The 25709-nt window shown below is 44.6% G+C and carries 20 protein-coding genes; 18 read left to right on the forward strand and 2 right to left on the reverse strand.

The window, feature by feature from the left end; all coding sequences use genetic code 11:
- The first annotated feature begins 255 nt into the window (after positions 1 to 255).
- From C7R73_RS08700 to C7R73_RS08755, 12 genes are all read left to right on the forward strand, one after another.
- Positions 256 to 543 carry a hypothetical protein gene (locus C7R73_RS08700; protein WP_106450129.1) on the forward strand — a complete coding sequence of 96 codons (288 nt, stop codon included), beginning with the start codon at positions 256 to 258 and terminating at the stop codon, positions 541 to 543.
- 347 nt (positions 544 to 890) lie between these two features.
- Entirely contained in the window at positions 891 to 1829 is a 939-nt protein-coding gene (locus C7R73_RS08705; protein WP_106450130.1) for a sugar ABC transporter substrate-binding protein, read from the forward strand.
- Entirely contained in the window at positions 1829 to 3127 is a 1299-nt protein-coding gene (locus C7R73_RS08710) for a sensor histidine kinase (protein WP_106450131.1), read from the forward strand. Before C7R73_RS08705 ends, C7R73_RS08710 begins: the two co-directional genes overlap by 1 nt.
- Complete coding sequence (locus C7R73_RS08715) at positions 3120 to 3800, forward strand: response regulator transcription factor (protein WP_106450132.1); 681 nt, start codon at positions 3120 to 3122, stop codon at positions 3798 to 3800. The genes C7R73_RS08710 and C7R73_RS08715 overlap by 8 nt, the downstream gene beginning before the upstream one ends.
- A gap of 1 nt (position 3801) precedes the next feature.
- Complete coding sequence (locus C7R73_RS08720; RefSeq protein WP_338064719.1) at positions 3802 to 5085, forward strand: ABC transporter substrate-binding protein; 1284 nt, start codon at positions 3802 to 3804, stop codon at positions 5083 to 5085.
- A gap of 461 nt (positions 5086 to 5546) precedes the next feature.
- Entirely contained in the window at positions 5547 to 5972 is a 426-nt protein-coding gene (locus C7R73_RS08725) for a PTS sugar transporter subunit IIA (protein WP_106450133.1), read from the forward strand.
- Between the two features lie 14 nt (positions 5973 to 5986).
- A complete protein-coding gene (locus C7R73_RS08730) occupies positions 5987 to 6481 on the forward strand; it encodes a PTS sugar transporter subunit IIB (RefSeq protein ID WP_086629849.1) in 495 nt (164 codons plus the stop codon).
- A gap of 24 nt (positions 6482 to 6505) precedes the next feature.
- A complete protein-coding gene (locus C7R73_RS08735; RefSeq protein WP_086629850.1) occupies positions 6506 to 7339 on the forward strand; it encodes a PTS mannose/fructose/sorbose/N-acetylgalactosamine transporter subunit IIC in 834 nt (277 codons plus the stop codon).
- A 1-nt stretch (position 7340) separates the two neighbouring features.
- Positions 7341 to 8174 carry a PTS system mannose/fructose/sorbose family transporter subunit IID gene (locus C7R73_RS08740; RefSeq protein WP_106450134.1) on the forward strand — a complete coding sequence of 278 codons (834 nt, stop codon included), beginning with the start codon at positions 7341 to 7343 and terminating at the stop codon, positions 8172 to 8174.
- A gap of 211 nt (positions 8175 to 8385) precedes the next feature.
- Positions 8386 to 9438 carry an AraC family transcriptional regulator gene (locus tag C7R73_RS08745; protein ID WP_106450135.1) on the forward strand — a complete coding sequence of 351 codons (1053 nt, stop codon included), beginning with the start codon at positions 8386 to 8388 and terminating at the stop codon, positions 9436 to 9438.
- A gap of 377 nt (positions 9439 to 9815) precedes the next feature.
- Entirely contained in the window at positions 9816 to 12461 is a 2646-nt protein-coding gene (locus C7R73_RS08750) for a family 78 glycoside hydrolase catalytic domain (RefSeq protein WP_106450136.1), read from the forward strand.
- A gap of 175 nt (positions 12462 to 12636) precedes the next feature.
- Positions 12637 to 13005, forward strand: a complete 369-nt coding sequence (locus C7R73_RS08755) for a YccF domain-containing protein (protein ID WP_106450137.1) — start codon at positions 12637 to 12639, stop codon at positions 13003 to 13005.
- A 123-nt stretch (positions 13006 to 13128) separates the two neighbouring features.
- On the opposite strand, the gene C7R73_RS08760 is transcribed toward C7R73_RS08755, so the two are convergent.
- Complete coding sequence (locus C7R73_RS08760; RefSeq protein ID WP_106450138.1) at positions 13129 to 13998, reverse strand: SDR family oxidoreductase; 870 nt, start codon at positions 13996 to 13998, stop codon at positions 13129 to 13131.
- 136 nt (positions 13999 to 14134) lie between these two features.
- Between C7R73_RS08760 and C7R73_RS08765 the strand changes: the two genes are divergently transcribed.
- From C7R73_RS08765 to C7R73_RS08790, 6 genes are all read left to right on the forward strand, one after another.
- Positions 14135 to 14479 carry a winged helix-turn-helix transcriptional regulator gene (locus C7R73_RS08765; protein WP_106450139.1) on the forward strand — a complete coding sequence of 115 codons (345 nt, stop codon included), beginning with the start codon at positions 14135 to 14137 and terminating at the stop codon, positions 14477 to 14479.
- A gap of 457 nt (positions 14480 to 14936) precedes the next feature.
- Entirely contained in the window at positions 14937 to 15602 is a 666-nt protein-coding gene (gene pgmB / locus C7R73_RS08770) for a beta-phosphoglucomutase (protein WP_106450140.1), read from the forward strand.
- A gap of 430 nt (positions 15603 to 16032) precedes the next feature.
- On the forward strand, positions 16033 to 18519 hold the full coding sequence (locus C7R73_RS08775; protein ID WP_106450141.1) for a glycoside hydrolase family 2 TIM barrel-domain containing protein: 2487 nt from the start codon (positions 16033 to 16035) through the stop codon (positions 18517 to 18519).
- Positions 18516 to 20186: a glycoside hydrolase family 43 protein gene (locus C7R73_RS08780; protein ID WP_106450142.1), complete on the forward strand. Its 1671-nt coding sequence runs from the start codon at positions 18516 to 18518 to the stop codon at positions 20184 to 20186. Before C7R73_RS08775 ends, C7R73_RS08780 begins: the two co-directional genes overlap by 4 nt.
- Positions 20183 to 22375 (forward strand): glycoside hydrolase family 3 N-terminal domain-containing protein, encoded by a 2193-nt coding sequence (locus tag C7R73_RS08785; protein ID WP_106450143.1) that lies wholly within the window; start codon positions 20183 to 20185, stop codon positions 22373 to 22375. Before C7R73_RS08780 ends, C7R73_RS08785 begins: the two co-directional genes overlap by 4 nt.
- Before the next feature lie 226 nt (positions 22376 to 22601).
- Positions 22602 to 24026, forward strand: a complete 1425-nt coding sequence (locus C7R73_RS08790; protein ID WP_106450144.1) for an MFS transporter — start codon at positions 22602 to 22604, stop codon at positions 24024 to 24026.
- Positions 24027 to 24526: 500 nt separating this feature from the next.
- Here the strand turns inward: C7R73_RS08790 and C7R73_RS08795 are convergent, their stop codons facing one another.
- Positions 24527 to 25642: an AraC family transcriptional regulator gene (locus C7R73_RS08795; protein WP_106450145.1), complete on the reverse strand. Its 1116-nt coding sequence runs from the start codon at positions 25640 to 25642 to the stop codon at positions 24527 to 24529.
- Between the last annotated feature and the right edge of the window lie 67 nt (positions 25643 to 25709).

Below are 25709 nucleotides of genomic sequence, written 5' to 3' on the forward strand. Positions count from 1 at the left end.
AAAAACAAATACATCTTAGTTCAATTGCCGTTGGTCGATAATGCGGTTTTCATGTTCTGTGCTTATTTTTGTTTTGTAAATATTCAATTACGGGAGAGTAAATTTGGATTATGAGTCATTTAAATGGATGCAACGAGGAGTTACAGCTTGATAAGAACAATACTCATTTTCCTTTTGGAAGAAGAAGTTTGATCAGTTCTAGTGGTACGCAAATAATAATTATTAGCTGCATCAGTAGCAGATAGGAACGACAAAATGAAAAGAGACAAAGTTTTAGATGCCCTTAAAGCAGGAGAATTTGATGGTGTAAGTCATACATATGAACCATATAGTGGCTACGGGAAAAATAGTCATCAAAAGGAGATGAGTGTATCCTTTGGGAGTATTGAGGTGACGAAAATTACTACAGGCAAATTCTTTGACGGTAAGGAAAATGAACGATTTGAAGATAGGACAACTGAAGTGTTGAGTGAGTCTGAAGCGATTGATTTTATAGAAAGTCATCCATATTATTTCTCACAAAGAAGGCCAGACCTATTTTAGATTAAGAATTGAAAGCTTTGAATAAAAAAATAGCCCGCCTGAGAAAAGTTAACATATCGGTTAAATCTAAATCAACACTATTTTTCGTTAGGCAAAGTGGATTCTCTACAGCTAAATTATTCAAAACAGTAAGCCCCTAATTTTCGACATCTATCGGAAACTAGGGGCTTGCTGTTTTTGTTTTGGAGAATGGCCACGAGTGCCTCATATGTACTCCGAGAATGATTTTGTCAGGATTTTCAGAAAGCGCCTGCATAAATTAATTACTTTTGTCAATTTACATATGTGACAAAAGTATATAGACTGTGAGGTGGGAGAGTGATGATAGGGTGCGAAATGTAAGCAAAATGATGGTTATAATTGTCTCTGTTTGTGTCATCGCGGTTTCATCCATCTATTATAATTATAAATTTGTCAGATATGACAGTGACAAAATTGTTTTTGGCGCCACTTATATGACCATGAACAACAGTTTCTACAAAGCCATAACAGATGAAATAGAAAAACAGATCAATGATCGTGGCGATATCTTGTATACCCGTGATCCTGCTTTGGATGTCGAGAAACAAAACGAACAAATCAATGACTTGATCGAGATGGGGATTGATGTATTGATCATCAACCCGGTTGATTATTCGAAAGTGAATGATTCTTTGAAAAAAGCCAAAGAAAAAGGCATCAGGATTATTGTCATTGATGCGCAGCTGGATGATGACACCATTGCCGATACGACTGTTTTATCCAATAATTATGATGCTGGCGTGCAATGCGCCAAGGATATGATGCGCAATCTGGCTTCAGCAAAGATAGTGCTTTTGAAGCACAGCGCTGCTTTATCCTCTGTGGATCGGATCAACGGTTTTCTGGATACTATCAAAGATAATGATAATTACACGGTTGTTGCAAGTGAAGAGTGTTTGGGCCAAACGGAAGTTGCGATGCCCGTAATGATGGAAATCATTGATAAAAAAATCGATTTCGACGTTGTCATGGCTTTAAACGATCCTAGCGCATTGGGTGCTTTGGCGGCAATAAAAGATAAACAAATCAATCATGAAGTACTGGTCTATGGCGTGGATGGTTCACCGGATATGAAAAAACTATTGATTGACAGTGATGAAGTCCAGGGAACTGCAGCACAATCGCCTACCACGATGGGGGCAAAAGCGATTGAGGCAGCCTATGAAATTGTTGATGATGAACAATATGAAAAGTCGATTGTTGTGCCGGTTACCTTAATAACCAAGGACAACATCAGTGAATATGATATTTCGGGGTGGCAATAATGAAAAATTTAGGAACGAAGCATATAGCTTATATTCATAATTCTTTATTGCTACTGAATTTTATTATCGTATTGTTTAATGCCTCCATCTTTTTGCTTTCGACTAAATACTTGCAGGCCCATGGGTATGCCTCTGCTTTTTTGGAAAACCTGTCTTATGTCCCTCCGGCGCCGGAAAAGATTTTTTTTGAAGCAATCCTATTGTTTTTGATATTACTGGCGAGTATGTATTTCCGCACGAAAGACAGTTATATCGTTTATTGGCTGATCTATCTGGAAGTTGTAGTAATGATAACGTTGATAATCGTTTTGAACGGCAGTTACAATGGCATCGTGTTGTTGGTGTTTGCTGATATTTTGTACAATACAAAAAATATCAAATATTGGCCGGCACTGCTGATCATCAGCTTTGGCCTGCTGATCATCTCTGATTATGCCATTCTTTCACTCATTGTCAGAATGCCGTCGATTGAAACCTATATTAATTTTTATCCCAGCGGAACCAGAACGTTACTATTGTTTTTCAGAAATATCCTTGCCTCGCTGAATATCGTCGGCTTCATTTCTTTTCTGGCGGCGTCCTTATTTGTCCAACAAAGAGAAAAACAGCGGTTTGGAGAACAACTAGCGATGGTTTCACGCGTAAATGTCGAATTGAAGAACTATGCCAATCTGACTGAGAAAATCGGTGAAGACAATGAACGGAAAAGGATTTCCAGAGAAATACACGATACGCTGGGCCATGCTTTGACAGGGATTTCTGCGGGCTTGGATGCCTGCATTGCCATCATTGATATCGATCCAGAAAAAACGAAACAGCAATTGCTGCTGGTCAGTGATGTTGTCAGGGTGGGCATCAAGGATGTGCGGCGTTCCTTATATAAATTGCGCCCGGGCGTTTTGGAAGACAGCACGCTAAAAGATGGGTTAACCAAAATGATCGCCGAATATGCAGGTGTGTCGAATCTGAAAATAGATTTGCATTACAAATGGGATAATGTTGATATTGATAATACAAAAGAAGATATCATTTTCAGGATGATCCAGGAATCCATCACCAATTCTTTGCGGCATGGGCACGCCACGGAGATTGAGATAAATATGTTCGTCTACGATGATGAATATGTCATCATCATTCAGGATAATGGCACGGGTTGTGAAAATATCAAATGTGGTTATGGGTTAAAGCAGATGTGTGAACGCGTAGCTATTTTAAATGGTACGGTCAGATTTTCTGGCGAGAATGGGTTCAGAACTGCTATAGAAATACCGATCGAAAGGGGAATAAATTATGATTAAAGTAATGATTGCCGATGATCAAGAGTTGATAAGACAATCTCTGGAAATTGTTTTATCGACCAAACCGGATATTGAAGTTGTCTCAACCGTAGCTGATGGGTTTGAAGTGCTGGAAAGCATCAAGAAATGCCGTCCGGATCTTATTTTGATGGACATCAGGATGCCTAAGATGGATGGTGTCTACTGCACGAAGATGGTTAAGGAACAATATCCTGACATCAAAATCATTATCCTGACTACTTTTGATGACAATGAATTTGTCTTCAGTGCTTTGAAATATGGGGCCAGCGGTTATCTGTTGAAAGGGGTCAGCATGGACGGTCTGCACCAAGCCATTCTGACCGTCGTCAATGGGGGCGCCATGATCAACCCGGATATCGCCACTAAAGTATTCAAAAAATTCTCTCAAATGGCGACCAGCAATTATGCGATCCAAGTGGATGAAAAAAATGTTGCAGATATCTCAAACCGTGAAATGAAGGTCATTCAACAAGTGGGATTCGGCCTATCCAATAAAGAAATATCGCAAAAGCTATTCCTGTCGGAGGGGACGGTCCGCAATTATCTCAGCACCATTTTGTCAAAATTGGATTTAAGGGATCGAACCCAACTGGCCATTTGGGCAGTCCAAACGGGTCAAACCACAAAAGATTTCGGTAATGAGCATGACTAAGATGAAAAAGGTATTCCTCGCTTTGATAGGCTGCGTTCTGTTGATGATCTATCTGTTTGTCAGCTCTCGCAGGGAAATCACGATTACGCTAGGGATGTTCACCGGCAGCAATTGGGATGTCTACAATGCGGAAAGTTATAAAGTGATCGATGACGCCATCGAAAAATTCGAAAAGGAACATCCTAATGTAACGATAGAATATAAGAGCGGCATTTTAAAACAAGATTATTCAGCCTGGTTAGCTTCCAACATCGCCAGCGGGGAGCAACCGGATGTTTTTATGGTATTGGCCGAAGACTTTAATAAGTTATCTTCTTTAGGAGCATTAATGCCGTTGGATGATCTGATTAGAGACAACAAAGTAAGCACTGATATTTTCTATGAAAGCGCTCTGAGTTCTGGCAGTTACCAAAATACGCAATATGCTTTACCCTATGAGATCAACCCGACCATGATGTGCGTCAATCGCGATCTATTGGAAAAGGAAGGCATCGCCATACCTGAGGGCAATTGGACGATCGAAGAATTTTATCAAATATGCGCACAAGTGACGAAGGATACGGATGGTGATGGCACGATTGATCAATACGGCTCCTATGGTTTCAAATGGCAAGATGCGGTCAACGGTTACGGCATCAGCTTGTTTGATGAGGAGGGTGCATCGAGTAATCTGAATCAAAGCGATGTAAGAGAAGCCTTATCCTATGTTCAAAAACTGAAGGATCTGAATAAAGGCTATCAAGTATCGTCGGAGGACTTCGATAAAGGCAATGTCGCTTTTTGCCCGTTGACGTTTGCCCAATACCGCACCTATCAACCTTATCCTTATCGCGTCAGTAAATATTCCACTTTCAAGTGGAGTTGCTTGGCGATGCCGGGGACAACAGCTAATCAGAAGACTTCTCAAATAGCCACATCTTTAATCTCCATAAATTCCAAAACGACGCAGCGGCAATTGGCGTTTGAGTTTCTGGAAACCTTAACGATTGACCAAGAAATTCAACAGGAATTATTTGAAAATTCTCAAGGGGCTTCCGCTTTGAAGAGTGTGATGGCCAGCGACAGCACTAAAGCATTGCTGGATCAGGATGCCATGAGCAATTATTCCTTAAAACAAGATGTGTTGGATGATATCATCGAAAACGCGGTGATCGAACCGAAATTCAAAAAGTACAACAATGTCATCGAAAGATGCGATTATCTGATCACGAATGCATTGAATGAAAATCGGATCGAGGATGAGCTGGTCGACATCGAAAGAGAAATTGACAATCAATTGAAATAAGCGGAATGACAAATGTCACTCGGAGGATGCGGTCTGTTAAGTCCGATTAATCCGCTGTATACTGCAACATGAATAGGAGGCTTTATCAGAACCAGAACGGGATCTTCTGGCTTTGATACAGCCTCTTTTTTGTATGGGAATTGAATTTATGCGCAGAGATTCCCCGCCAAAACCCCTTTGGCGGGGCAAAATGTCCAGGGGCAACGCGAGATAACCCGCCAAAACCCCTTGGGCGGGGCAAAATGTCCAAGGGCAACGCGAGATGGCTCGCCAAAATCCATTTGGCGGGGAACCGCACCGCCAGACCCGGATCCCGGACCGAACGATGCTGCAGCCAAACGATTTTTCTATTATTTCATGTCAAATGTCACATGAATGTGTTGACACGCGACACGATGCAAGCGCTTCGATGGGTGTTATTCTTTAGAGGTTAATTGATATACGCGAAGGAGGAAAATAATTTGAAATATGTGGTTCTGGTAAGCCACGGCGATTTTGCAACGGGCTTAAAGACATCGTTGGATATGCTGGCTGGAAAACGGGATGATGTGATCGCGGTTGGATTGCCTGACGGGAAAACAGCGGATGAGTTTGCTTTGATGTTCAAGGAAGGCATTCAAGCTGTGACCGGGGATGATGAAATCATCTTGCTTGCTGATATTGTAGGCGGTTCACCTTTGACAACTTCATTGAATGTTTTAGCGGATGAAGGCAAACTTGCCAATACAATCACTATCGGCGGCATGAACTTGCCATTGGCTTTAACGGCAGTTTTGATGAAAGACAGCTTAGATAAAGAAACTTTTACTGCTACGGTCGTATCTGAAGCGAAAGAAGCTTTGCAAGAATTCAAATTAGAACAACCAGAAGAAGACGACGAAATTTAGAGGGGGAAAGAAAAATGACAGTATCATTTATTCGGATTGATGATCGTATGATTCACGGGCAAACATGTACGCGTTGGGCAAAAGAGTTCCCTTGTGACGGGTTGGTAGCTGTGAATGATAAGGCGGCTCAGAGCGACGTTCTAAAAGCGGCCTATAAGAGTGCCAGCGGTTTAAAAACGTTCATTTGGACCAATGAGGAATGGCAACAAAAAAATCAAAAAGTATTGGACAGTAAAGATCGATATTTCCTGATTACCAAAGATCCTTTGGACATGAAAAAGATTTTGGTGGATCAAAAATTCAAACCCGGAATCGATACTGTGATCGTAGGTCCGTGCAATGACCGTGAGGGTGCTACGAAATTGGGGAATAACCAATCGATTACACAAGCAGAAGCAGAGGCTTTTGAAGCGATGTATCAAGCTGGTTATAAAATTAAATTTGCCTTACTGCCTGATGTTTCAATCGGAACATGGGAAAACTTCAGAAGCAAATTTGGTTTTAAATAAAAAAACAAAAGGGGAGAAGAAATTATGACAATTAGTTGGATTCAAGCAGCTATGCTAGGGCTGTTCGCCTGCTTATCAAGTATGCCTGGTTTAGGTGGTACATCATTCGGAAATTATACATTAGGTCGTCCTTTAATCGGTGGTTTAGTTTCAGGTATTATTTTAGGAGATATCCAAACGGGTATTTTAGTCGGCGCAGCAATGCAAATCGTGTACATCGCCTTGGTCACTCCTGGTGGAACAGTTTCAGCTGACGTTCGGGCAGTCAGTTATATCGGTATTCCGCTTGCGATGGTAGCTTTAAAAAGCTATGGTTTGACGGCGCTTAGCATTGAAGGTGCAGCATTAGCTACATCATTCGGTACGATGGTCGGGACTTTGGGTACCGTATTATTTTACGGAACTGCAACAGCTAACCTAGCATGGCAACACATCGGTTGGAAAGCGGTGGAAAAAGGCGAATTCCATAAGTTATATACAGTCAACATGGGCTTACCTTGGATTTCCCATTTCTTCTTCTCATTTATTCCAACCTTGATCATGTGTAAATTGGGAGCTGACGTTGTAGAGGTAATCAAAACAACCTTACCAATGGATGGTTTGGCAATGAAAACCTTATTCACAGTCGGATCCTTGCTTCCTTGCGTCGGTATTGCGATTCTATTGAAACAAATCGTTACGAAAGCAGTAGACTTTATTCCCTTCTTCTTTGGCTTCACTTTGGCTGCGTCATTAGGGATCAACTTAGTTTCAGCGACAGTGGTTGCGGCTATGTTTGCATTAATCAACTATCGTATCAAACTGCTGTCATTGCAAAGAATGGTATCAGTGAGCGGCGACGAAGAGGAGGACATTTAAGATGGCTAAGGAATTAAGCAAAAAAACATTAAATAAATCTTTCCACAATTGGTATTACGGAAACCTGACATGTTTCTCCCAAGAACATATGCAAACATTTGGATATCTATGTTCGATGTTGCCAATCGTTGAAGAACTTTATGATAAAAAAGAAGATCAAGAAAGATCGATGAAAACCTATACTGCCTTCTTCAATACGGAGCCACAAATCGGTACAGTGGTAGTCGGTATTACAGCTGGGTTGGAAGTCGCTCGTGCCAATGGGGCAGCGGATGTTGATGATGAAACAATCAATGGTTTACGTGCTGGTTTGATGGGACCTTTGGCAGGTATCGGTGATTCGCTTATAGTTGGAACGTTGATTCCGATTCTATTAGGTATCGCACTGGGATTATCTACTGATGGTTCACCGTTAGGCGCAATCTTCTACATAATCGTGTGGAACATCATTGCCTACTTGGGAATGAAATTTCTTTACTTCAAAGGATTTGAAGTAGGTGGTAAAGCTGTAGATTTCTTGGTAGGACCACAAGGTTTGGCATTACGTGAATCGATTACTTTATTAGGCGGAATGGTCATTGGGGCCGTTGCTGCTACTTGGGTAAGTGTTAAAACATCGTTCGTGTTGGTTGGATCGGATGGCAATAGCCTCTTGACACTGCAAGATAAATTCGATTCAGTATACCCTGGATTATTGACTGCTCTGTTTGTAGTAGGTTGCTGGTATTTGCTTTCCAAAAAGAATATGTCACCAATCAAAGTCATGTTGATATTGGTAGTCATTGCCTTTGTCGGCGTTTTGGTCGGATTCTTCAACCCAGGCTTGACTTATTAATATCAAGAAATAATATCTTGGTTGACCGTTCTTGTCATGGTTAAACCGAGAAATCCCCATAAATCGCGTAATGCATGCGATTGTGGGGATTTTTTTGTTATTAAAAAACGAGCTTCTTCCCAAGGGGCCAGTGCATCAAAAATAAATATACTACGTTAAAATTTATGCTAGACTATGAATAAAAGACAGCTAAATTATTGAGGTGTGTAGGGTGAAATCAGAAGAGTTTCATTTAAATGAGATCGAGAGAAAAAATAAAGAAATGTATTTGTCTGATAGAAACAGAGAATTGTACACCGCTCCTATGAGTTATGAAGAATATTATCGCTTGGTATCAACAAATACACAAATAGAAGACTTACGGGCATTTTATCGAGATACAACTAAGAATGGTACAGGTCTAACAATTACGCCTAATAAAATCTATTCTCAGACAAATATTTTTTTATCACTTCATGGAAGATACTCTTATCCAATTCTTCACAATCATGATTTTGTTGAATTGATTTATGTTTTAAATGGATCTTGTACAAATTTTATTAATGGAAAAGCAATCGTAATGAATAAAGGGGATTTTTGTTTTATGGCACCCTCTACAGTTCATGCAATGTTAGCTGTAAATGATAATGATGTCATCTTTAATGTATTGTTACATGAGGAAAGCTTTAGTCAGTACTTTTCTCATATTTTAACGCGTAGTGATATGATTGGATATTTTTTTAAAAATATTTCTGTTGCAAATAATGCAACACCTTATTTATTGTTTAAAACGAATGGCCACGAGAAAATTATGAATCGCATGGTGCAATCATTTCATGAATTTACAAATAAAAAATTATTTTTTGAGGACTTGATTGGAGCCTATGTGAACGAAATTTTTATTGAACTAAGTCGCTGTTTCACTCCTGAAACCGTTATCGATAATTCTGAAAAAAATGCAGCGGCATTTATTCATCCAATCTTGAACTTTATTAAGGTGAATTATAATAGTGTCACTTTGAAAGAACTATCTGATATATTTTCATATAGTGAAGCGTACTTAAGCAAATTGATAAAGAAGAATACAGGGCAAAATTTCAAGCAAATTGTTGAAATAGCACGTTTAGATGAAGCTAAGTATTTAATGCAACATACAGATTATACGTTAACAGAAATCAGTCAGAAAGTCGGTTATTTTGATTCTAGTCATATGAATAAAAATTTTGTTAAATTAGTTGGTCTGCCACCGAACAAATGGTTAAAACAACATAAGCCCGAAATATAAACAAAACAGCACTCCATTTGGTGCGCATCCTAAATAGCCGTATACTATGCATTTTTTGCGAGTATCCGGCTATTTTTTTGTTGCTACATGTTGCTTGGATATTTTTCGTCCAGGCATAAATTGCTCTAGTTTCGCTGAAAGAAAAATATACATTTAGTCTCCCTATAGCAAATTTTTACTGACTTTATATGGTTTTTTTACAATTTTTATTAAGCCAGACAATTTACTATATGTGTAAGTGAAGCGCATACAAAAAGAGAGGGTGTTTTTATATGGAAAAGGTAGTGTTAACGCCGGTAGTAAAATGTTCATTTTGATTGGACTGAGCGCGATGATTTAGAAGCCCGTAACAAACTAGAAATTAAAGGAGATTTATGATGACAAAATTATACGATTTAAGTGTTGTTTCTGGCATTGATGTGCGTTTTTCTTGGAAATTAGTAGGCGTAATAGATCAAGTATCATATCAAATTGAGGTATATGATTCTCAAAATAATTTACTTTGGGATAGTGAGAAGGTTATTTCAGAAGAGCGACATAATATCTTGGCACCCGGGTTTCCATCTGAAAAAAGATTATTTTGGAATCTTACGATTGAACTGAGTAATGGGAGCTTACTAACAGCCGAAGGACCTGATTTTTTTTCCCAAATTAGTGATTGGCAAGCGCAATGGATTGAACCGGAACGGATAAGAAAACCATTAATTGATAAGAAGAAAGCTTGGGAAGTGAAAAAATTTGAAAAAGATCCGATTGAAAGACTAGATGCACCGATTTATTTCAGAAAAGAATTTGAACTTAAGCAGTTGCCTATGGAAGCATTAATTTATATGAGTGCACGTGGCATTTATGAAGTTTGGATTAACAATCACAAGGTTTCGTCACTTTTTGCTCCAGGATACACTTCATATCAAAAACACATTGACTATCAAGTAGCTTCAGTCACGAACTATTTGAATGTAGGAAAAAATGTAATCGGTTTAGTTTTAGCAGATGGATGGTATACTGGGAAAATTGAATATATAGGAGTAGGACAACAATATGGAACGGAGAATTCAATTATTTCTGAATTGAAATTAAACTTTTCCGATGGTTCTAAAAGTAGTATTTTCACAGGTGACTCTTTTAAGTGGACAGATCAAGGTCCTCAAAAATATGCTGACTTATATGTAGGAGAATATTATAAGCAGGCAGATGAATTGCAAAACTGGCTAGAAGCAGGATTTGATGATTCTCGTTGGGAAAAACCTGTAATAAAGAAATATGGTTATTCAGAATTAACATTGCAAACAATTCCAGAAATTATTGAAAGTAGAACGATTCGACCAACCATTATACGAACTCCAAAAGGTGAGTTAGTTTTGGATGCTAGAGAAGTGATTGTCGGTTATACATCGTTTAATAATATTTTATTGGCAAAAAATAATATTGTTTCGCTTGAACATAGTGAAACTTTAGATGAAAATGGAAATTTCCTTCAAAACATTCTAGGGCAAAATAAAGAGCAAAAAGATTATTATCAGAGCGGACAAGACGGTGCACACTCGTGGAAAGCAAGTTTAACTTTTCATGGATTTAGGTATGTGAAAATTGAAGGTGCGATGGATTGTGATCCAGAACATTATTTGATTCATGTCATCGTCACACCAATGAAGCGTACAGGATTTTTCCGAACCTCTGATGAGCGACTAAACAAATTACAAGAAAATATTGTTCGTTCTCAAGAAGGAAATATGATTAGCATTCCCACAGATTGTCCGCAACGTGAACGAACTGGGTGGACTGGAGACATGCAAGTTTATGCTCCAACTGCCTGTTATGAAATGGATGTTGAACAATTTTTATGGCATTGGCTAGAAGATATGAAGATTGAGCAGCAGGCAGACGGACAAATTCCTCAAGTTATTCCTTGTCCGCCATCGCATGACTATATGAAACCAGATGGCGAAGATGCAGTAAATACTGCCGGCTGGTCTGATGCAGCAATTATTGTGCCTTGGCGTTTGTATGAATTCTATGGTGACATCAAAATTTTAGAGGACTGCTATGATATGATGTTTCGTTACATAAAATCTGTTGAGAATAGATTGAGCCTTCTACCAGAAACCTATAATGAAATGACTCCAGAAAAACAGGCCTACCAAAAATACTTGTGGAATACCGATTTTCAATTTGGGGATTGGTTAATGCCAAGTGTGGGTCAAGAGAGTGCCAGCATTACTGGAAATGAAGTAGCAACATTAATGGTGGTGATGACTACTGACTTAATGAGTAAAATTTGTGAAGTAGTAGGAAAATTAAAAGAGCAAAAATACTATCGAGAATTAAATCAAAAAGTGAAAGCTGCCTACGTTCAAGAGTACATGAATCCAGATGGGACAATGACAAGTGATTATCAAGGAGTATATATTTTAGCATTAGCCACAGAAACTATTCCTGAAAATTTAAAGAATAACAGCATTGCCCGTTTGAAAGAACTGATTGCTAAAAATGGTGATTGTTTGGATACCGGTTTCCTTTCAGTTCCGTATCTTTTACCCGTTTTACAAAAATTGGATGAACTTGAACTAGCTCATCGACTTTTATTCCAAGATAAATGTCCTTCTTGGCTCTATGAAATAAAAATGGGTGCTACAACAATATGGGAAGTCTGGGATGCGTATTCAGAGAATGGTGTGCCTAAAGCCGATTCAATGAATCACTTTGCTTTCGGATGTGTTGGTGAATATTTGTTTAGAACGATTTTGGGAATTGATCAAAGAGGAGTTGGGTTTAAAAACGTCATTATTAAACCGGACTTCACTTCAGGATTGCGATACGCCGATGGTCAATTTAATTCAATTTGGGGACCGATTAAAGTTAGTTGGGAAATTGTTGCTGATGAAGTTACTTTGTCTGTGGAATTGCCGCCTAATGTTAGTGCAGATATTAATATTCATGGCCAAGTTTTTGAAAATATCACCCATAATTTTAAGCATGTTAGTAATATACAAATAAAAGATTTAGAAATTGCTTATAAGTAACCGAAAATATTGAAATTAATAAAATAATAAATTGGAAAAAGACATTGGAATTTCTCGATATTATTGGGGGATTTCGATGTTTTTTTATGTTTTGAGCTTACAAAATTCAGTACTTGGACCGATGCCATTGTGCGCAGTAGGGATTATAATGTAAGGGAAAGAGAGGTTGAGGATCATGAATTTCTTAATGAATTTGATTTGGTTTGTTTTGGGTGGTTTCATCAGTTTTATTTCTTGGATCGTTATCGGAATCCTATGGTGCCTGACCATCGTCGGGATTCCTATCGGTATGCAATGCTTCAAGTTCGCGGTGATGGCGGCAGTGCCGTTCGGCAGGGAAATCCGCATCAGCGAAAGCGGCACATCGTTTATATTCAACATTATCTGGATGGTGTTGGGCGGTTTGGCATTGGCAGCCGAAGAAGTCATTATGGGTGTCATCTTCTGCATGACAATCGTAGGCATTCCATTCGGGTTGCAGCACTTCAAGCACGCCAAGTTGGCATTGATGCCGTTCGGGGCGGAAATCTATCGGGTTGCGTAATCTGCAATATCATTGTTGGATAAGTACGCTACCGCAGACTCTACTATAAAAAGCAATGAGGTCCTTTGTTCCCAGTCAATCACTGGGAACAAAGGACCTCATTTTTACGGCTCAATGCAATAATTAATTTTGCGTAATTTCATTTACGATTTGGCTCAAACCCTCATGGATCGGTGTTGCTGGACGACCAAGGAGTTTTTCGAAATCGTTGCTCTCAACATCCAGGGAGCCCACTCGAATGCTTTTTTGGATTTCAACAAGGATAGGGATAACGAAATCCGGCACACCAGCATCCTGCATAATATCAGCATAGGTAACGTCATCGACTTGTTGTACAGTTACTTCTTTGCCCAATACAATTCCGAGAGCTGCGGCTATTTCTTCCTGAGTCAATACCTTGCCAGAAAGCTCGTAGATTGTATTTTCGTGCCCGTCACCGGAAAGTACAGCAGCCGCAGCCTCTGCATAATCTTGTTGAAGTGCCCAGCCTACCTTGCCGCTTTCTGCTGAGGTGACCCATGGAGCGCCTGCCAAGACACCTTGAATACTTGAAATTTCATTCTCCAAGTACCAGTTGTTGCGCAAGAAAGAGTAGGCGATACCTGTTTTCAAAATGGCTGCTTCCGTAGCCTGATGCGTTGGAGCGAATAAGTTTTTACTTTCTTTTGCATTCGCTAAACTGGTATAAGCGATGAAACCGACGCCGGCGCGTTCTGCCGCAGCTACTGCATTGGCGTGCTGACGAATTCTTGTTTCGTTATCCCCATCCGCAGAAACGAGCAATAAACGATCAACACCTGCAAAAGCAGCATCCAATGTTTCCGGATGATCAAAATCCCCTTGTCGGACTTCCACTCCACGAGCCCTTAATTCTTCCGCTTTTTCCGGGTTACGAACACTGACGGCCAGTTGACTGGCTGGTACAGTCTTCAACAGCGTTTCTACAACTTTCGTGCCGAATTTCCCTGTTGCTCCCGTTACTAATAATTTCATATTGCATCTCTCCAATTCTTTTGTTTACTTATTTAATGTAATCTAATAGTATAGTAATAGACAGATTTTTGGAAGTAGGCACTTTTTTATGACCTAGTCACAAAAACAGTACCATTGAGAACGGGAGGCATTTATTATGGCAAGAAGTCGGTTTGGTGAACCTGCAGGGGATCAAATAGAGGTTTGCCCCGTTACGCAAACGCAAGACATCATTGCAGGGAAATGGAAAATCATCATATTATGGAATCTAAGTACGCAGACGAGACGGTTTAATGAACTTCAACGGTTGTTGCCGAATATTTCAAAAGGGATCTTAACAAGGCAATTGAGGGAACTGGAAGAAGACCAGATGGTTCACAGAGAAGTCTATAAAGAAGTTCCGCCCAAAGTAGAATATTCCTTAACACCTTTAGGCCAAAGTTTTATCCCTATTCTGAATAGTATGGGCGAGTGGAGTAAAAAAAATTTGGTGAGCAAGTAAAACTCCGCGGTCATGGCGACAGCGCCGTTCGGAGCGGAAATCTATCGGGTTGCGTAACAGCTGAAGGCAGGATTTGGCGGTTGTGATTATGTAAATATATTTATCGATTTACGGCGGCGATTGATTGTCGATGGTGAGTCTGGTGTTTTCGGACTTGCTGCAGAAGGATCAGTTTCCGTTTTTTTGGATTGGATGTAAATAGATGACATATCTTAATAGAGGTAGCTTTTTGGCGTAGGAATGGGCTCTGAGGAACATCCGATTCGCAAATGATAACGAAATCATTTTCGAATCGGATGAACGGGGAAGGGCGGTTGGCGGCCAGTTGAATATCTGATTGTAAAATAATTGACTCCCTAAGGTGTCCGTTGACAACGCCCTATTTCTTGCGTATCCTTTGAACTAATTTTAAGCTTAAGGCAACAGAGGCAGAAATGCAGACGAAAGGGATGGGGATATGAAAGCGGTACTATTTGATTTGGATGGTGTGATCACCGATACGGCGAAATTTCATTTTTTGGCTTGGCGCGACTTGGGAGCGGAGTTGGGCATTGAAGTGGATGAAGCATTCAACGAGGAGTTGAAAGGGGTAAGCCGCATCGATTCGCTGGAGCGCATATTGGCGCAAGGCGGAGTTGCGGATAAATATTCCTCAGCCGAAAAAGATGAATTATGCGTCAAAAAGAATGCCCAGTACTTGGAATTGATTAAGGAAATGACGCCGGATGACATTTTGCCGGGCATCATTCCGCTGTTGGAGGAACTGAAGGCTGCCGGCATCAAAATGATCGTGACCTCCGCAAGCAAGAATGCTCCGGGAATTCTTGATCTATTGCAGGTGCGTGCTTACTTTGACGGCATCGTCGATCCGGCGACTGTTAAGGCTGGCAAACCGGCTCCGGATATTTTTCTGGAGGGTGCCAAGCTTGCGGGCGCTGACCCGGCTGACTGTGTAGGAGTAGAAGATGCGGCTTCCGGCGTTGAGGCCATCAAAGCTGCCGGCATCGTTGCGGTTGCGGTTGGCGATGAACAGGTTTTGGCTTTGGCGGACCGCGTACTGCCGAGCACAGCTGACCTGTCGCTTACCGTGTTGCAGGAAGCATGGGCGAACAGCAAAAAGTAACGGATCACTCGCTGCGCGATGAGCGAAAAAGCTCCTCGCAGAGAACAATAAAAGTGGACTTGCCAGGCGGCAAGTCTATTTTTATGCCATTCTCCGATCAGGGTTGGCTTCGCAGGAGCTGACGCGAGCGGAAATCTCTCCCCTCCGACGAGCCCCTGTTCGCCGGAGGACAGCATCCGTCCACGCACCCAGCTCCGGCCAACATTCTCTCACAGGAGGAGAGCGTATCACCGGAACCGCACCTCCGTTGAGAAGGGCACTCACCGGAGGAAGTGCCAGCTCCTATTAGGGTAGGCACTCGCGGATACCTTAAAAAATGTCGGATATACACTATCAAATGGCATGGAATCTATTGCGGGATATGATTAAACTGTAAAGTGAGAGTGGGGACACCCACAAATGGAAGCGCATACCGGAGAGGGTGGATGAAATGATAGAGAAAAAATTTAATGACAAGTGGAAATTCTGGGAGAACAAGGACTCCTTTGCGTTGGTATGGAACGTGCCGGAGACGGCCAAGGAAATCACGGTGCCGCATGATGCGATGTTCGAAAAGAAGGCACATGCGGACAGTCTGAACGGCGGTAACACAGGATATTACGACGGCGGATTTTATAACTATGTGAAGACGCTCCATGCGCCGGTTGATTACAAGGAAAAGACGGTCATCCTGAAGTTTGAAGGTGTGTATATGAACGCCATGGTGTACATAAACGGCGAGTTGGCCGGTAAAAATATGTTCGGGTATTCAACTTTTTATGTGCCGCTGAATGATTTTCTCCGCTACGGAGAAGAAAATGAAATCCGTGTCCAAGTCCGCAATGGCGCGATGACAAACAGCCGCTGGTATTCGGGCGGAGGTATCTATCGGGATGTCTACCTGTTGGTTTCGGATGTGACGCATCTGGTGCCGGAAGGAATCCAGATCAAAACGACAGAAGCCGATGAAACATTGGCGGTATTGGACATTGCAACAGAAGTGAAGACACGGAAGTATGCACCAAGCCGAGTTGTGTTGGAAACCGTGATTCGCGATGCGGAAGGCAATGAAGTGGCGAAAGAACGCTCGCCTTTTGTGTTGTTTGAGCAAGAGGAACGGATCATCAAACAGCGCGTGACCGTGGACAGCCCTAATCGCTGGTCGGATGAAAATCCGAGCCTGTATACATGCGAAAGCAATCTGTACGTTGATGGGAAATTAACTGACGAAGCGGAGACAACTTTCGGCATCCGGACATTGCAGGTGGATGCGAAGCGCGGTCTGCGTGTGAACGGGGAAACAGTGAAACTCCGTGGCGCCTGCATCCATCACGACAGCGGTCTGCTTGGTGCAGCCACTTACGAGGATGCCCAATTCCGCCAAATCAAACGGCTCAAGGAAGCTGGTTTCAATGCAGTCCGGATGTCCCATCACCCGATGGCGCCTGCGATGCTGCGTGCCTGCGACCTTTTGGGCATGTACGTGATGGACGAAACATTCGACATGTGGAACCGGATGAAATCCGACTACGATTACGGCCTTTATTTCCAGGAATGGTGGGAAAAAGATGTCACAGCGATGGTCCGCAAGGATTTCAATCATCCAGCAGTCATCCTTTATTCGGTCGGCAATGAAATACCGGAAATCGGGACCCCGCATGGCTCGAAAGTCTGCCACGAACTGTGTGCGAAGATCAAATCGTTGGATGACACCCGCTTCACCTTGGCTGGCATCAACGGCGTCTTTGCGGCCGGCGACAAGGTCGATCAGATCGTAAGCGATGTTGTTTCCGACCTGCAGCAGTCAGGCGAAATCGAAGGCAACGTCAATGACTTCATGACGCTGATGGACGGCCATCTGGACGATATCGTTGTGCACCCGGCCATCTCGGAACGTTTGGAAATGGCCTGCAGCCCGATGGATATCGCGGGTTACAACTACATGACTGCGCGTTACGAAGGGGACAGCAAAGCCTATCCGAACCGCGTCATGGTCGGCAGCGAAACGTATCCGCCTGAGATCGCCCGCAACTGGGCCTTGGTTGAAAAACTGCCACAAGTGATCGGCGATTTCACCTGGACCGGCTGGGATTACCTGGGTGAAGCTGGTGTCGGAGTGCCTGCTTATCAATGGGGTGAAGGCGGCTTTGGCGCGAAATTCCCTTGTCAATTGGCTTATGTCGGGGATTTCGACATCACCGGAATCCGCCGCCCGCTCTCGTATTTCCGCGAAATCGTCTTTGGACTTAGGAAAAATCCGTATATTACCGTCCAAAATCCTAACCGATACGGCCAACATTTGATCAAAACGCCGTGGATCATGAGCGATAACGTGTCGAGTTGGACATGGAGCGGCTGCGAGTGGAACCCGGTGATTGTGGAAGTGTATGCGCCGGGTACGGAAATCGAACTGTTCCGCAACGGGGAATCGTTAGGCAAACAAGCTTCCGGCAAAGCGGTAGGCTACCGCGCGCTTTTCGAAACCACTTATGAGCCAGGCACCCTGATAGCTGTCGCTTACGAAAACGGTCTCGAAATCGGCCGGATGGACTTGACGACTGCCGGCGAAGACTGCAAGTTTGTCTTTGGCGCGGAGGAAATCCTGGATGAACTCATCTTTGTCCCGGTTGCCTATCGTGACGCGGCAGGAACGGTTGCCGCGGATACCGATCAGACGATCCGCTTGGCGGTTTCCGGTGACGCGGAGCTTGTCGGCTTCGGCAGCGGCAATCCGAAACCGGAATCCAATCCCGAAAAGAATATTACGCAGACATTCCTTGGCCGTGCGATGATCATCCTCAAAAAGACAGCCGATGCGGAAAACGTCGTCTTGACCCTCACTGCAGAGAACGGCGCTGCGGAAACGCTGGAACTGGCGTTGGCTGATTTGGAATCGGATCGTCAAACTTTGCGCGTTTCGGAAAGCGTGAAGCTATGATCCGGAATCCGATTCTGCCGGGTTTTTTCCCGGATCCTTCGATCTGCCGGGTCGGGGATGATTTCTATCTCGTCACTTCCAGCTTCAGTTATTTTCCGGGCGTGCCGATCTTCCACAGCAAAGATTTGGAGCAGTGGGAACAGATCGGGCACGTGCTAGATCGCCCCGAACAGTTGCCGCTGACGCATGAAATGATCTCTGCAGGCATTTTTGCCCCGACCATCCGTTACCATGACGGCACGTTTTATCTGATTACGACCAATATGAGCATGGGTGTCGTCAATTTTGTCGTCACCGCCACCAATCCTGCCGGACCCTGGTCGGACATGCACATCATCCAAGGTGCGGACGGCATCGATCCTTCCTTGTTCTGGGATGATGACGGGAAGTGCTATTACACAGGTACGACTCGTTTCGATGATGAAGCAGGGTCCAGGCAAGGCATCTGGTGCTCCGAAATCGATCTGGCCACTTTCGAGTTGGTAGGCGAGCGCCACATCATCGGGACCGGGGCTCAGGTAAACGCCGAAGCCCCGGAAGGTCCGCATTTGTACAAGAAGGATGGCTATTACTATTTGATGATTGCCGAAGGCGGAACCGAACATTTCCACGCAGTCACGATCAGCCGCAGCCAATCGATTTTCGGGGAATATGAAAATCATCAAGGAAATCCGATCCTGACCCATCGCCACCTCGGGAAAGGCTTTCCGATCTGGAATGTGGGCCATGGGGATTTGGTTGAATTGCCGAATGGCGCTTGGTATATGGTTTGCCTCGGTTCAAGGTTGAGTGAGGGCAAACATAAACTGATGGGCCGCGAAACCTTCCTTGTTCCAGTCGAGTGGGAAGACGGCTGGCCCGTCGTCAGCAAAGGCACAGGCAAAGTGGAGTGGACCTATCCCTCCCCGGGCCTGCCGAGCTGGCAACCGGTTGGGCGCGCCAGCAATGATTTCAAGGGACCTATTGTTGAAACTTTCGAACGGGAACTGGGATTTGATTGGAACTTTTTGGGCACGCCCCATGAAGACTTCGCCAAGGTGGAAGCGGGCCGTCTGCGGTTGAAATTGTTGAAGAACGCGTTGGTCCCATGGGAATTCGACAATACGGACGGGAGCGTCTTCAGCCGCATAGCAAAGATCGGCAAAACAAAAGAGAACGTCAGCTTTGTCGGCAGACGCCAGCAGCACCTGGATTTCCAGGCAACTGTCACTGTCCACTTTTCACCGGAGGAAAACGAGACGGCGGGCATCATTATCCTGCAGAATGACGCCAACCAATTGCGTTTGGAAATCACGAAAGACCAAGCGGGCAATCCGGTCGTGCGCTGTATCCTAGTTATTTCACATTATGATCAAGCCGGCATCCAGCACTTCACCGAAGCGCAGTTGGGCGAAGTTGCTGCGGCTTCGAATCAATCGGACTTTATTCTGCAAGTGAAAGGAAATGGCTCGCGCTTCAGCTTCTCTGCAGGAACAACCGCAGAAAACCTTGAGTCGGTTGCGGATGAGGTGGACGGATCCTTCCTGGGTTCGGAAACAGCGGGCGGCTTTGTCGGTGCCTATATCGGCATGTTTGCTTCCGGAAACGGACAAACGAAGGAAAAGTATGCGGATTTCGAGACCTTCATTTACGAGGGCTTCGAACCGGAAGGAGAATGGCAACGATGATGGATGTACAGACGCAAAGGATCGAAGCGTTGATTGGCGAAATGACCTTGGAAGAAAAAATCGGACAGCTGCAGCAATGCGGCCCTTCTTTAGTCGGTGCCTTCGAGGTCAGCTTCGAGGAACTGCTGGATATGATGTTCGATGGGAGGGTCAGTCAGGAAGAATTCGGCAGACTGATGAGCACCGCCGAAAAAGATTTCCATGAAGATGATCTTCGTGCCGGAAAAATTGGTTCGTACAATGGCGTCGGGAATGCGGCGACAGCTAACCGGCTCCAGAAAATCGCCGTAGAAGAAAGCCGCTTGGGGATTCCCTTGCTGTTCGGCTATGATGTGATCCATGGATTTCGGACCGGGACGCCGATCCCGTTGGCTGAAAGTTGCGCGTGGGAACCCGAACTGTGGCAAAAAACGGCCAGAATGTCTGCGGAAGAAGCGACAGCGGCGGGCATTCACATGACGTTCGCCCCGATGGTTGACGTCGCGAAAGATGCCCGCTGGGGACGTGTCAGTGAGGGAGCCGGCGAGGACACCTTGTTGAACGGCGACTATGGTGCGGCCAAGGTCAGAGGATTTCAAGGCGAGGACCTGTCGCAAGCGGACGCGATGGCAGCCTGCCTGAAGCACTTTGCGGCGTATGGAGCCGGTGAAGCAGGCAAGGATTACAATCGGGTGGATATGTCCATGCAGCGTTTGTGGGAAGAGTATCTGCCAGCCTACAAAGCCTGCATCGATGCCGGAGCGCGTGCGGTCATGCCTGCTTTCAACGATCTGAACGGCGTGCCGTGCACCGTGAACGAGTGGCTGCTGCGGGATGTTTTGCGGGACGAATGGGGCTTCGACGGCATCACGGTGAGCGATGCGAATGCCATCGCTGAATGCGTCAACCATGGCGTCGCAGCGGATCGACAAGCGGCCGCCAAAGAAGCGCTGCAGGTAGGGATTGATATGGACATGACTTCGAACGTCTACGCTGAAAATCTTGCCGGACTGATCGAAGCCGGAGAACTCGCAGTAGATTTATTGGACCAAGCCGTTTACCGCATCCTAAAGCTTAAAGCTGAATTGGGCTTATTTGAACATCCTTACCGGACGGATGAAGAAAAAGAAAAGGCGACATTGGTGAAGCCGGAATATCGCGAGCTTGCCCGCGAAGCGGCAACCAAATCGATGGTGCTGCTTAAAAATGAAGGCATTTTGCCGTTGAATCCGCAGCAAAAAATCGCCGTCTTCGGCGCGCTTGCAAACGATCCGGGCCAGATGACGGGCGCTTGGGCAATCGGAGTTCAGGAAAGTGACTGCGTCAGTCTGATTCAAGCCATGGATGCGCAGGAGATTTCTTATGCCTACCATCCCGGCATCGTCGACGGAATCGTGGCGATGGATGAGATCAATCAGTTAGTTGAGAAGGCGGACGTGGTGATTTTGGCCATCGGCGAGCAAAAAGAAGAGAGCGGGGAAGCCGCAAGCAAGGCGGACATCTCATTGCCGGCCATCCAATTGGAGCTCGCAGAAACGCTGCTTCGGACAGGGAAACCGGTTGTCGCCGTGCTGTTCAACGGCAGGCCACTGGCGATCCCGACCATTGCGGAACAGGTGCCGGCCATCCTTGAGGCTTGGCATCCCGGAATCGAAGCCGGGAACGCAATTTTGGATATTCTCTATGGTGTCGTAAATCCGAGCGCAAAATTGACCACGACCTTTCCGTTCGCAACGGGACAATGCCCGCTGTATTATGATCACATTTCCACCGGACGTCCGGGCGGAAAATCCAAATTCACTTCAAAATATTTGGACACACCGCTTGAACCCGTGTATCCGTTCGGCTATGGCTTGAGCTACACGATATTTTCATACAGCGGCCTGCAAGTTGAAAAAGCAGAAGATGCGGTCCGGCTCACGGTGACCGTCACGAACAGCGGTGCGCGTGCAGGCGAAGAAATCGTCCAATGCTACGTGCAGGACATTGTGGCCAAACGGGCGCGGCCGGTCAAGCAGTTGAAAGCCTATAAGAAGGTCTTGCTTCAGCCGGGGGAATCGATTACGGTGGAATTTGAAGTGCCTTTCGAAAAATTGGGCTACTACGATCAGAAAATGGATTATGTGTTGGAGGCTGGAGAATTCACGTTTTTTGTGGGCGGCAATTCCAGGGACACCCTTTCGGAAACAATCCATCTATCATTCATTTAATGGGGAAGGCGCGCTGAAGATATATCGGCTGCGCCTTATTTTTTATTTCAAATAAAAACTTTTCACACGTAAAAAGTTTTTAAAACAACAAAGTAAACCCTTTCTAAAATAAAATGGCCTATATTAAAAAATGTCGGATTATCAGTAAATAATAACATGGTCGTTTGGTAAGCGGTTTTATATAATGTGATTATCAAGCTTGATAGAAAAAAAGGAGTGATACTTTATGGCAGAAAAGACAGAAAGAACAGTGTTGGTAGAAACAGCAACAAATGCGCCGAAAGAAAAAGTCAGCAACTTATTCGCCTGGTCGCACGCTACGTCAGTCAGTGGAACCGCTATGTTGATAGCAGCTATTATCGGAAGTTATTTCTCAGTTTACATGACGGACACAATGATGATCCCGGCAGCTGCAGCATCCATGATCATGTTTGTTGCGACTTTATGGGATGCGATCAATGACCCGATGATGGGCGTCATCGCCGACCGTACCAAATCAAAATGGGGTCGCTATCGTCCGTACTTTGTGGTTGCACCGATCCTGTTGACTATTTTCGGGACACTGATTTGGTTGAATCCTGACTTTTCGACAAACGGAAAAATCATCTACGTGCTGTTGACGTATATCGGCTACGGTATGACGGTCACAATGTACACCATGCCGCAAATGGCCGTCTTGCCTGCGCATGTAAAGACAGATGATCAAAGAAACAAAGTCATCATGATGGGAGCAGGATCGACAGCGGTCATGTTCACGATCGGTGCATCATTCACCCCACAAATGAAAGCGTTCTTCGAAGGGGCGTTCGGAATATCGAACGGCTATATTCCCTTGATGATCATTCTGGGATTGATCTCCTGCATCTCGTTCTGGGGATTGTTTGCTACAGCGAAAGAAAAATATATCGCTCCTTTAAGCGATACGCCGCTCACGCAAGATTTGAAAAAAATACTGCGCCACAAAGAACTGTCGCCATTCGTGGTTGTTTGGATCATGGCTTCAATGGGATACGGCTTGATGTTTGCCAGTTCCGTATTCTATGTCATGTATTACTTGGGCCGTCCGGATCTGATCTCCATCTACATGCTGGTCGTTTCGATGGGTGCCTTGGTTTCGATGGTTGTCTTGATGCCGATCTGCATGCGCATCTTTAAGACAGCCCAAAGAACATTGTTTGTCACGCAAATTGCAGCGATCATCTGCTATGTGACGCTGTTCTTCGTCGGCAGCAGAAGTATGATGTTGCTTTATGTAATCACTTTCATTGCTACATCCGTGGCATCGATGTCGAATGCACTAGTCAACGTATTGGTTAACGATGCCATCGATTATGTACAATTCAAAGACGGCATCACAGCAAACGGCGTTATTTCATCCATCAAAGGATTTGCGCAGAAATGCGGGAATACCGTGACAAACTCAGGTATTCTGGCTGTCCTTGCTTGGGCAGGCTACAGAGCTGGTGAAATCGGCAACCAACCAGAGAGCACAATGTTTGCCATCAACTTCCTGCGTTTCGGCGCGCCAGCCTTGATCAGCGGCATCCTGTTGATCGCCTTGAAGTTCAATCCGGTCGAAAAACACCGCGCAGATATCCTGGAAATGAAAGAGCTTATCCGCGACCACAGCGAAGACAATCATGAAGCATAATCAACAGTAATTGTTAGAAAAAAAGGGTGCTGTCTCCAAAAGGGGCAGCACCTATGTTGGTTTATTGACGGGTTGTCTTCGCCGGAGCTGACTCGCGCATAAATCTCTCACTTCCGACGAGCCCTCGTTCGACGGAGGACAGCATCCGATTCCGCGCCCAGCTCCGGCCAGCATTCGCTCACAGGAGGAGGGCAGATTACCGGAACCCCACCTCCGTTGAGAAGGGCGCTCACCGGAGGAAAGCACCAGCTCCGATTAGGGTTGGCTTCGCCGGAGCTGAGGCGAGCGCAAAACTCCCACCTCCGAAGAGCCCTCGTTCGTCGGAGGACAGTATCCGATTCCGCGCCCAGCTCCGGCTAGCATTCGCTCACAGGAGGAGGGAAGATTACCGGAACTCCACCTCCGTTGAGAAGGGCGCTCACCGGAGGAAAGCACCAGCTCCGATCTCTCCGCGCAAAAAAACGGGCCGCCTTGGAAGCAAGACGGCCCATCTCAAAAGTTTATATGAATGGATTGAAGGTATCCTCGGAGTGCGCGTGCTGCTTCCGGTACTGCACCGGGGAGACCTGATAGGTTGTACGGAACACGCGCGAAAAATGGTCGGTTGACTTGTAGCCGACCTGCGTGGCGATTTCGCTGATTTTCAGGTTGGAGTTCTCCAGATATTCGATCGCATGCGCCAAGCGCAGGCGCCGGACCAAATCGGTAAAATTGTAGCCGGTGTTTTCCCGGATCATTGTTGAGAGATACGGCTCGCTGTAATGGAATTCCTCAGCCAATCGGGACAGCGACAGCTCCTGGTAATGGTGCTGAATGTACTGCAGGATGACCGAAAAATCGGTGCCGATGTGGTAGTTATGGAATTGCATGCTCTCGCTGTAATTGCGCAGCAAGTTAGAGAACATCAAGTTGATCCAATTGATGCAGCAACTGTTGCTGTAATTGTCATAGCGATGGCATTCGACCATGGCGTTGCGGATAAGCGGTTTCAGCTGGTCGTTCTGATTTGTTTTGAATAATAGGAAATTAGGACTTGTATCATCCTGAAGGATTTTGCGGAAAAAGTAAGAAAGCAGATCCTTGCCCGACAACAACGAGAAGAAGATCGTGTCGAAGGAACTTTTCCGGAGCATGATTGTGTACACAATCGATTCATCATCAATCAAAATATCATGCTTTGAGGAAGGCGCGATGATGCACAGCTCGCCTTCCTGCAAGGTAGATATTTCATCCTCAAAAGTGAACCGGCAGCTGCCCCGCACGACGTAATTGATTTCAAAAAAGTTATGCGTATGCGGATTCGGCCGGGTGAACTTGGGATGACGGATAACAAACACATCCCGTTTGTGAGGAATGATATCCGTTTCGACGACTGAGGACGTTGAAGGGATCTGTGGCGTCAGGAAAAGCACAAAAGAATCGATGATTTCCTCAAACTCATCATCCGACATGTTCTCGAAAATGCCGGTTACATTGGGTATTTCGAGCGTTTGTTTCAATAAACCTTTTCGATAAAGGTAGTCCGTCATCTCGGTAAATTGCATGCGTTTGCCGGCTTGGCGGTAATAATCGGTCATTTGTTTTTGGAATTCACCGTACGTGATATAGTAGGGCATAATTTTTAGATCCTCCCCATCAGAGCTAGATTAGCGGTTGTTGGAAAAGTATAGCAGACATATTTTT

Source organism: Trichococcus alkaliphilus (assembly GCF_003008695.1).
GTDB lineage: Bacteria > Bacillota > Bacilli > Lactobacillales > Aerococcaceae > Trichococcus > Trichococcus alkaliphilus.

What these genes read in the sequence shown, in the direction of transcription:
- C7R73_RS08775 (WP_106450141.1), top strand. Translation starts at nt 16,033, where the DNA reads ATGATAGAGAAAAAATTTAATGACAAGTGGAAATTCTGGGAGAACAAG.
- C7R73_RS08720 (WP_338064719.1), top strand. Translation starts at nt 3,802, where the DNA reads ATGAAAAAGGTATTCCTCGCTTTGATAGGCTGCGTTCTGTTGATGATC.
- C7R73_RS08730 (WP_086629849.1), top strand. Translation starts at nt 5,987, where the DNA reads ATGACAGTATCATTTATTCGGATTGATGATCGTATGATTCACGGGCAA.
- pgmB (WP_106450140.1), top strand. Translation starts at nt 14,937, where the DNA reads ATGAAAGCGGTACTATTTGATTTGGATGGTGTGATCACCGATACGGCG.
- C7R73_RS08755 (WP_106450137.1), top strand. Translation starts at nt 12,637, where the DNA reads ATGAATTTCTTAATGAATTTGATTTGGTTTGTTTTGGGTGGTTTCATC.
- C7R73_RS08785 (WP_106450143.1), top strand. Translation starts at nt 20,183, where the DNA reads ATGATGGATGTACAGACGCAAAGGATCGAAGCGTTGATTGGCGAAATG.
- C7R73_RS08765 (WP_106450139.1), top strand. Translation starts at nt 14,135, where the DNA reads ATGGCAAGAAGTCGGTTTGGTGAACCTGCAGGGGATCAAATAGAGGTT.
- C7R73_RS08710 (WP_106450131.1), top strand. Translation starts at nt 1,829, where the DNA reads ATGAAAAATTTAGGAACGAAGCATATAGCTTATATTCATAATTCTTTA.
- C7R73_RS08795 (WP_106450145.1), bottom strand. Translation starts at nt 25,642, where the DNA reads ATGCCCTACTATATCACGTACGGTGAATTCCAAAAACAAATGACCGAT.
- C7R73_RS08740 (WP_106450134.1), top strand. Translation starts at nt 7,341, where the DNA reads ATGGCTAAGGAATTAAGCAAAAAAACATTAAATAAATCTTTCCACAAT.
- C7R73_RS08760 (WP_106450138.1), bottom strand. Translation starts at nt 13,998, where the DNA reads ATGAAATTATTAGTAACGGGAGCAACAGGGAAATTCGGCACGAAAGTT.
- C7R73_RS08735 (WP_086629850.1), top strand. Translation starts at nt 6,506, where the DNA reads ATGACAATTAGTTGGATTCAAGCAGCTATGCTAGGGCTGTTCGCCTGC.
- C7R73_RS08780 (WP_106450142.1), top strand. Translation starts at nt 18,516, where the DNA reads ATGATCCGGAATCCGATTCTGCCGGGTTTTTTCCCGGATCCTTCGATC.
- C7R73_RS08700 (WP_106450129.1), top strand. Translation starts at nt 256, where the DNA reads ATGAAAAGAGACAAAGTTTTAGATGCCCTTAAAGCAGGAGAATTTGAT.
- C7R73_RS08750 (WP_106450136.1), top strand. Translation starts at nt 9,816, where the DNA reads ATGACAAAATTATACGATTTAAGTGTTGTTTCTGGCATTGATGTGCGT.
- C7R73_RS08705 (WP_106450130.1), top strand. Translation starts at nt 891, where the DNA reads ATGATGGTTATAATTGTCTCTGTTTGTGTCATCGCGGTTTCATCCATC.
- C7R73_RS08715 (WP_106450132.1), top strand. Translation starts at nt 3,120, where the DNA reads ATGATTAAAGTAATGATTGCCGATGATCAAGAGTTGATAAGACAATCT.
- C7R73_RS08790 (WP_106450144.1), top strand. Translation starts at nt 22,602, where the DNA reads ATGGCAGAAAAGACAGAAAGAACAGTGTTGGTAGAAACAGCAACAAAT.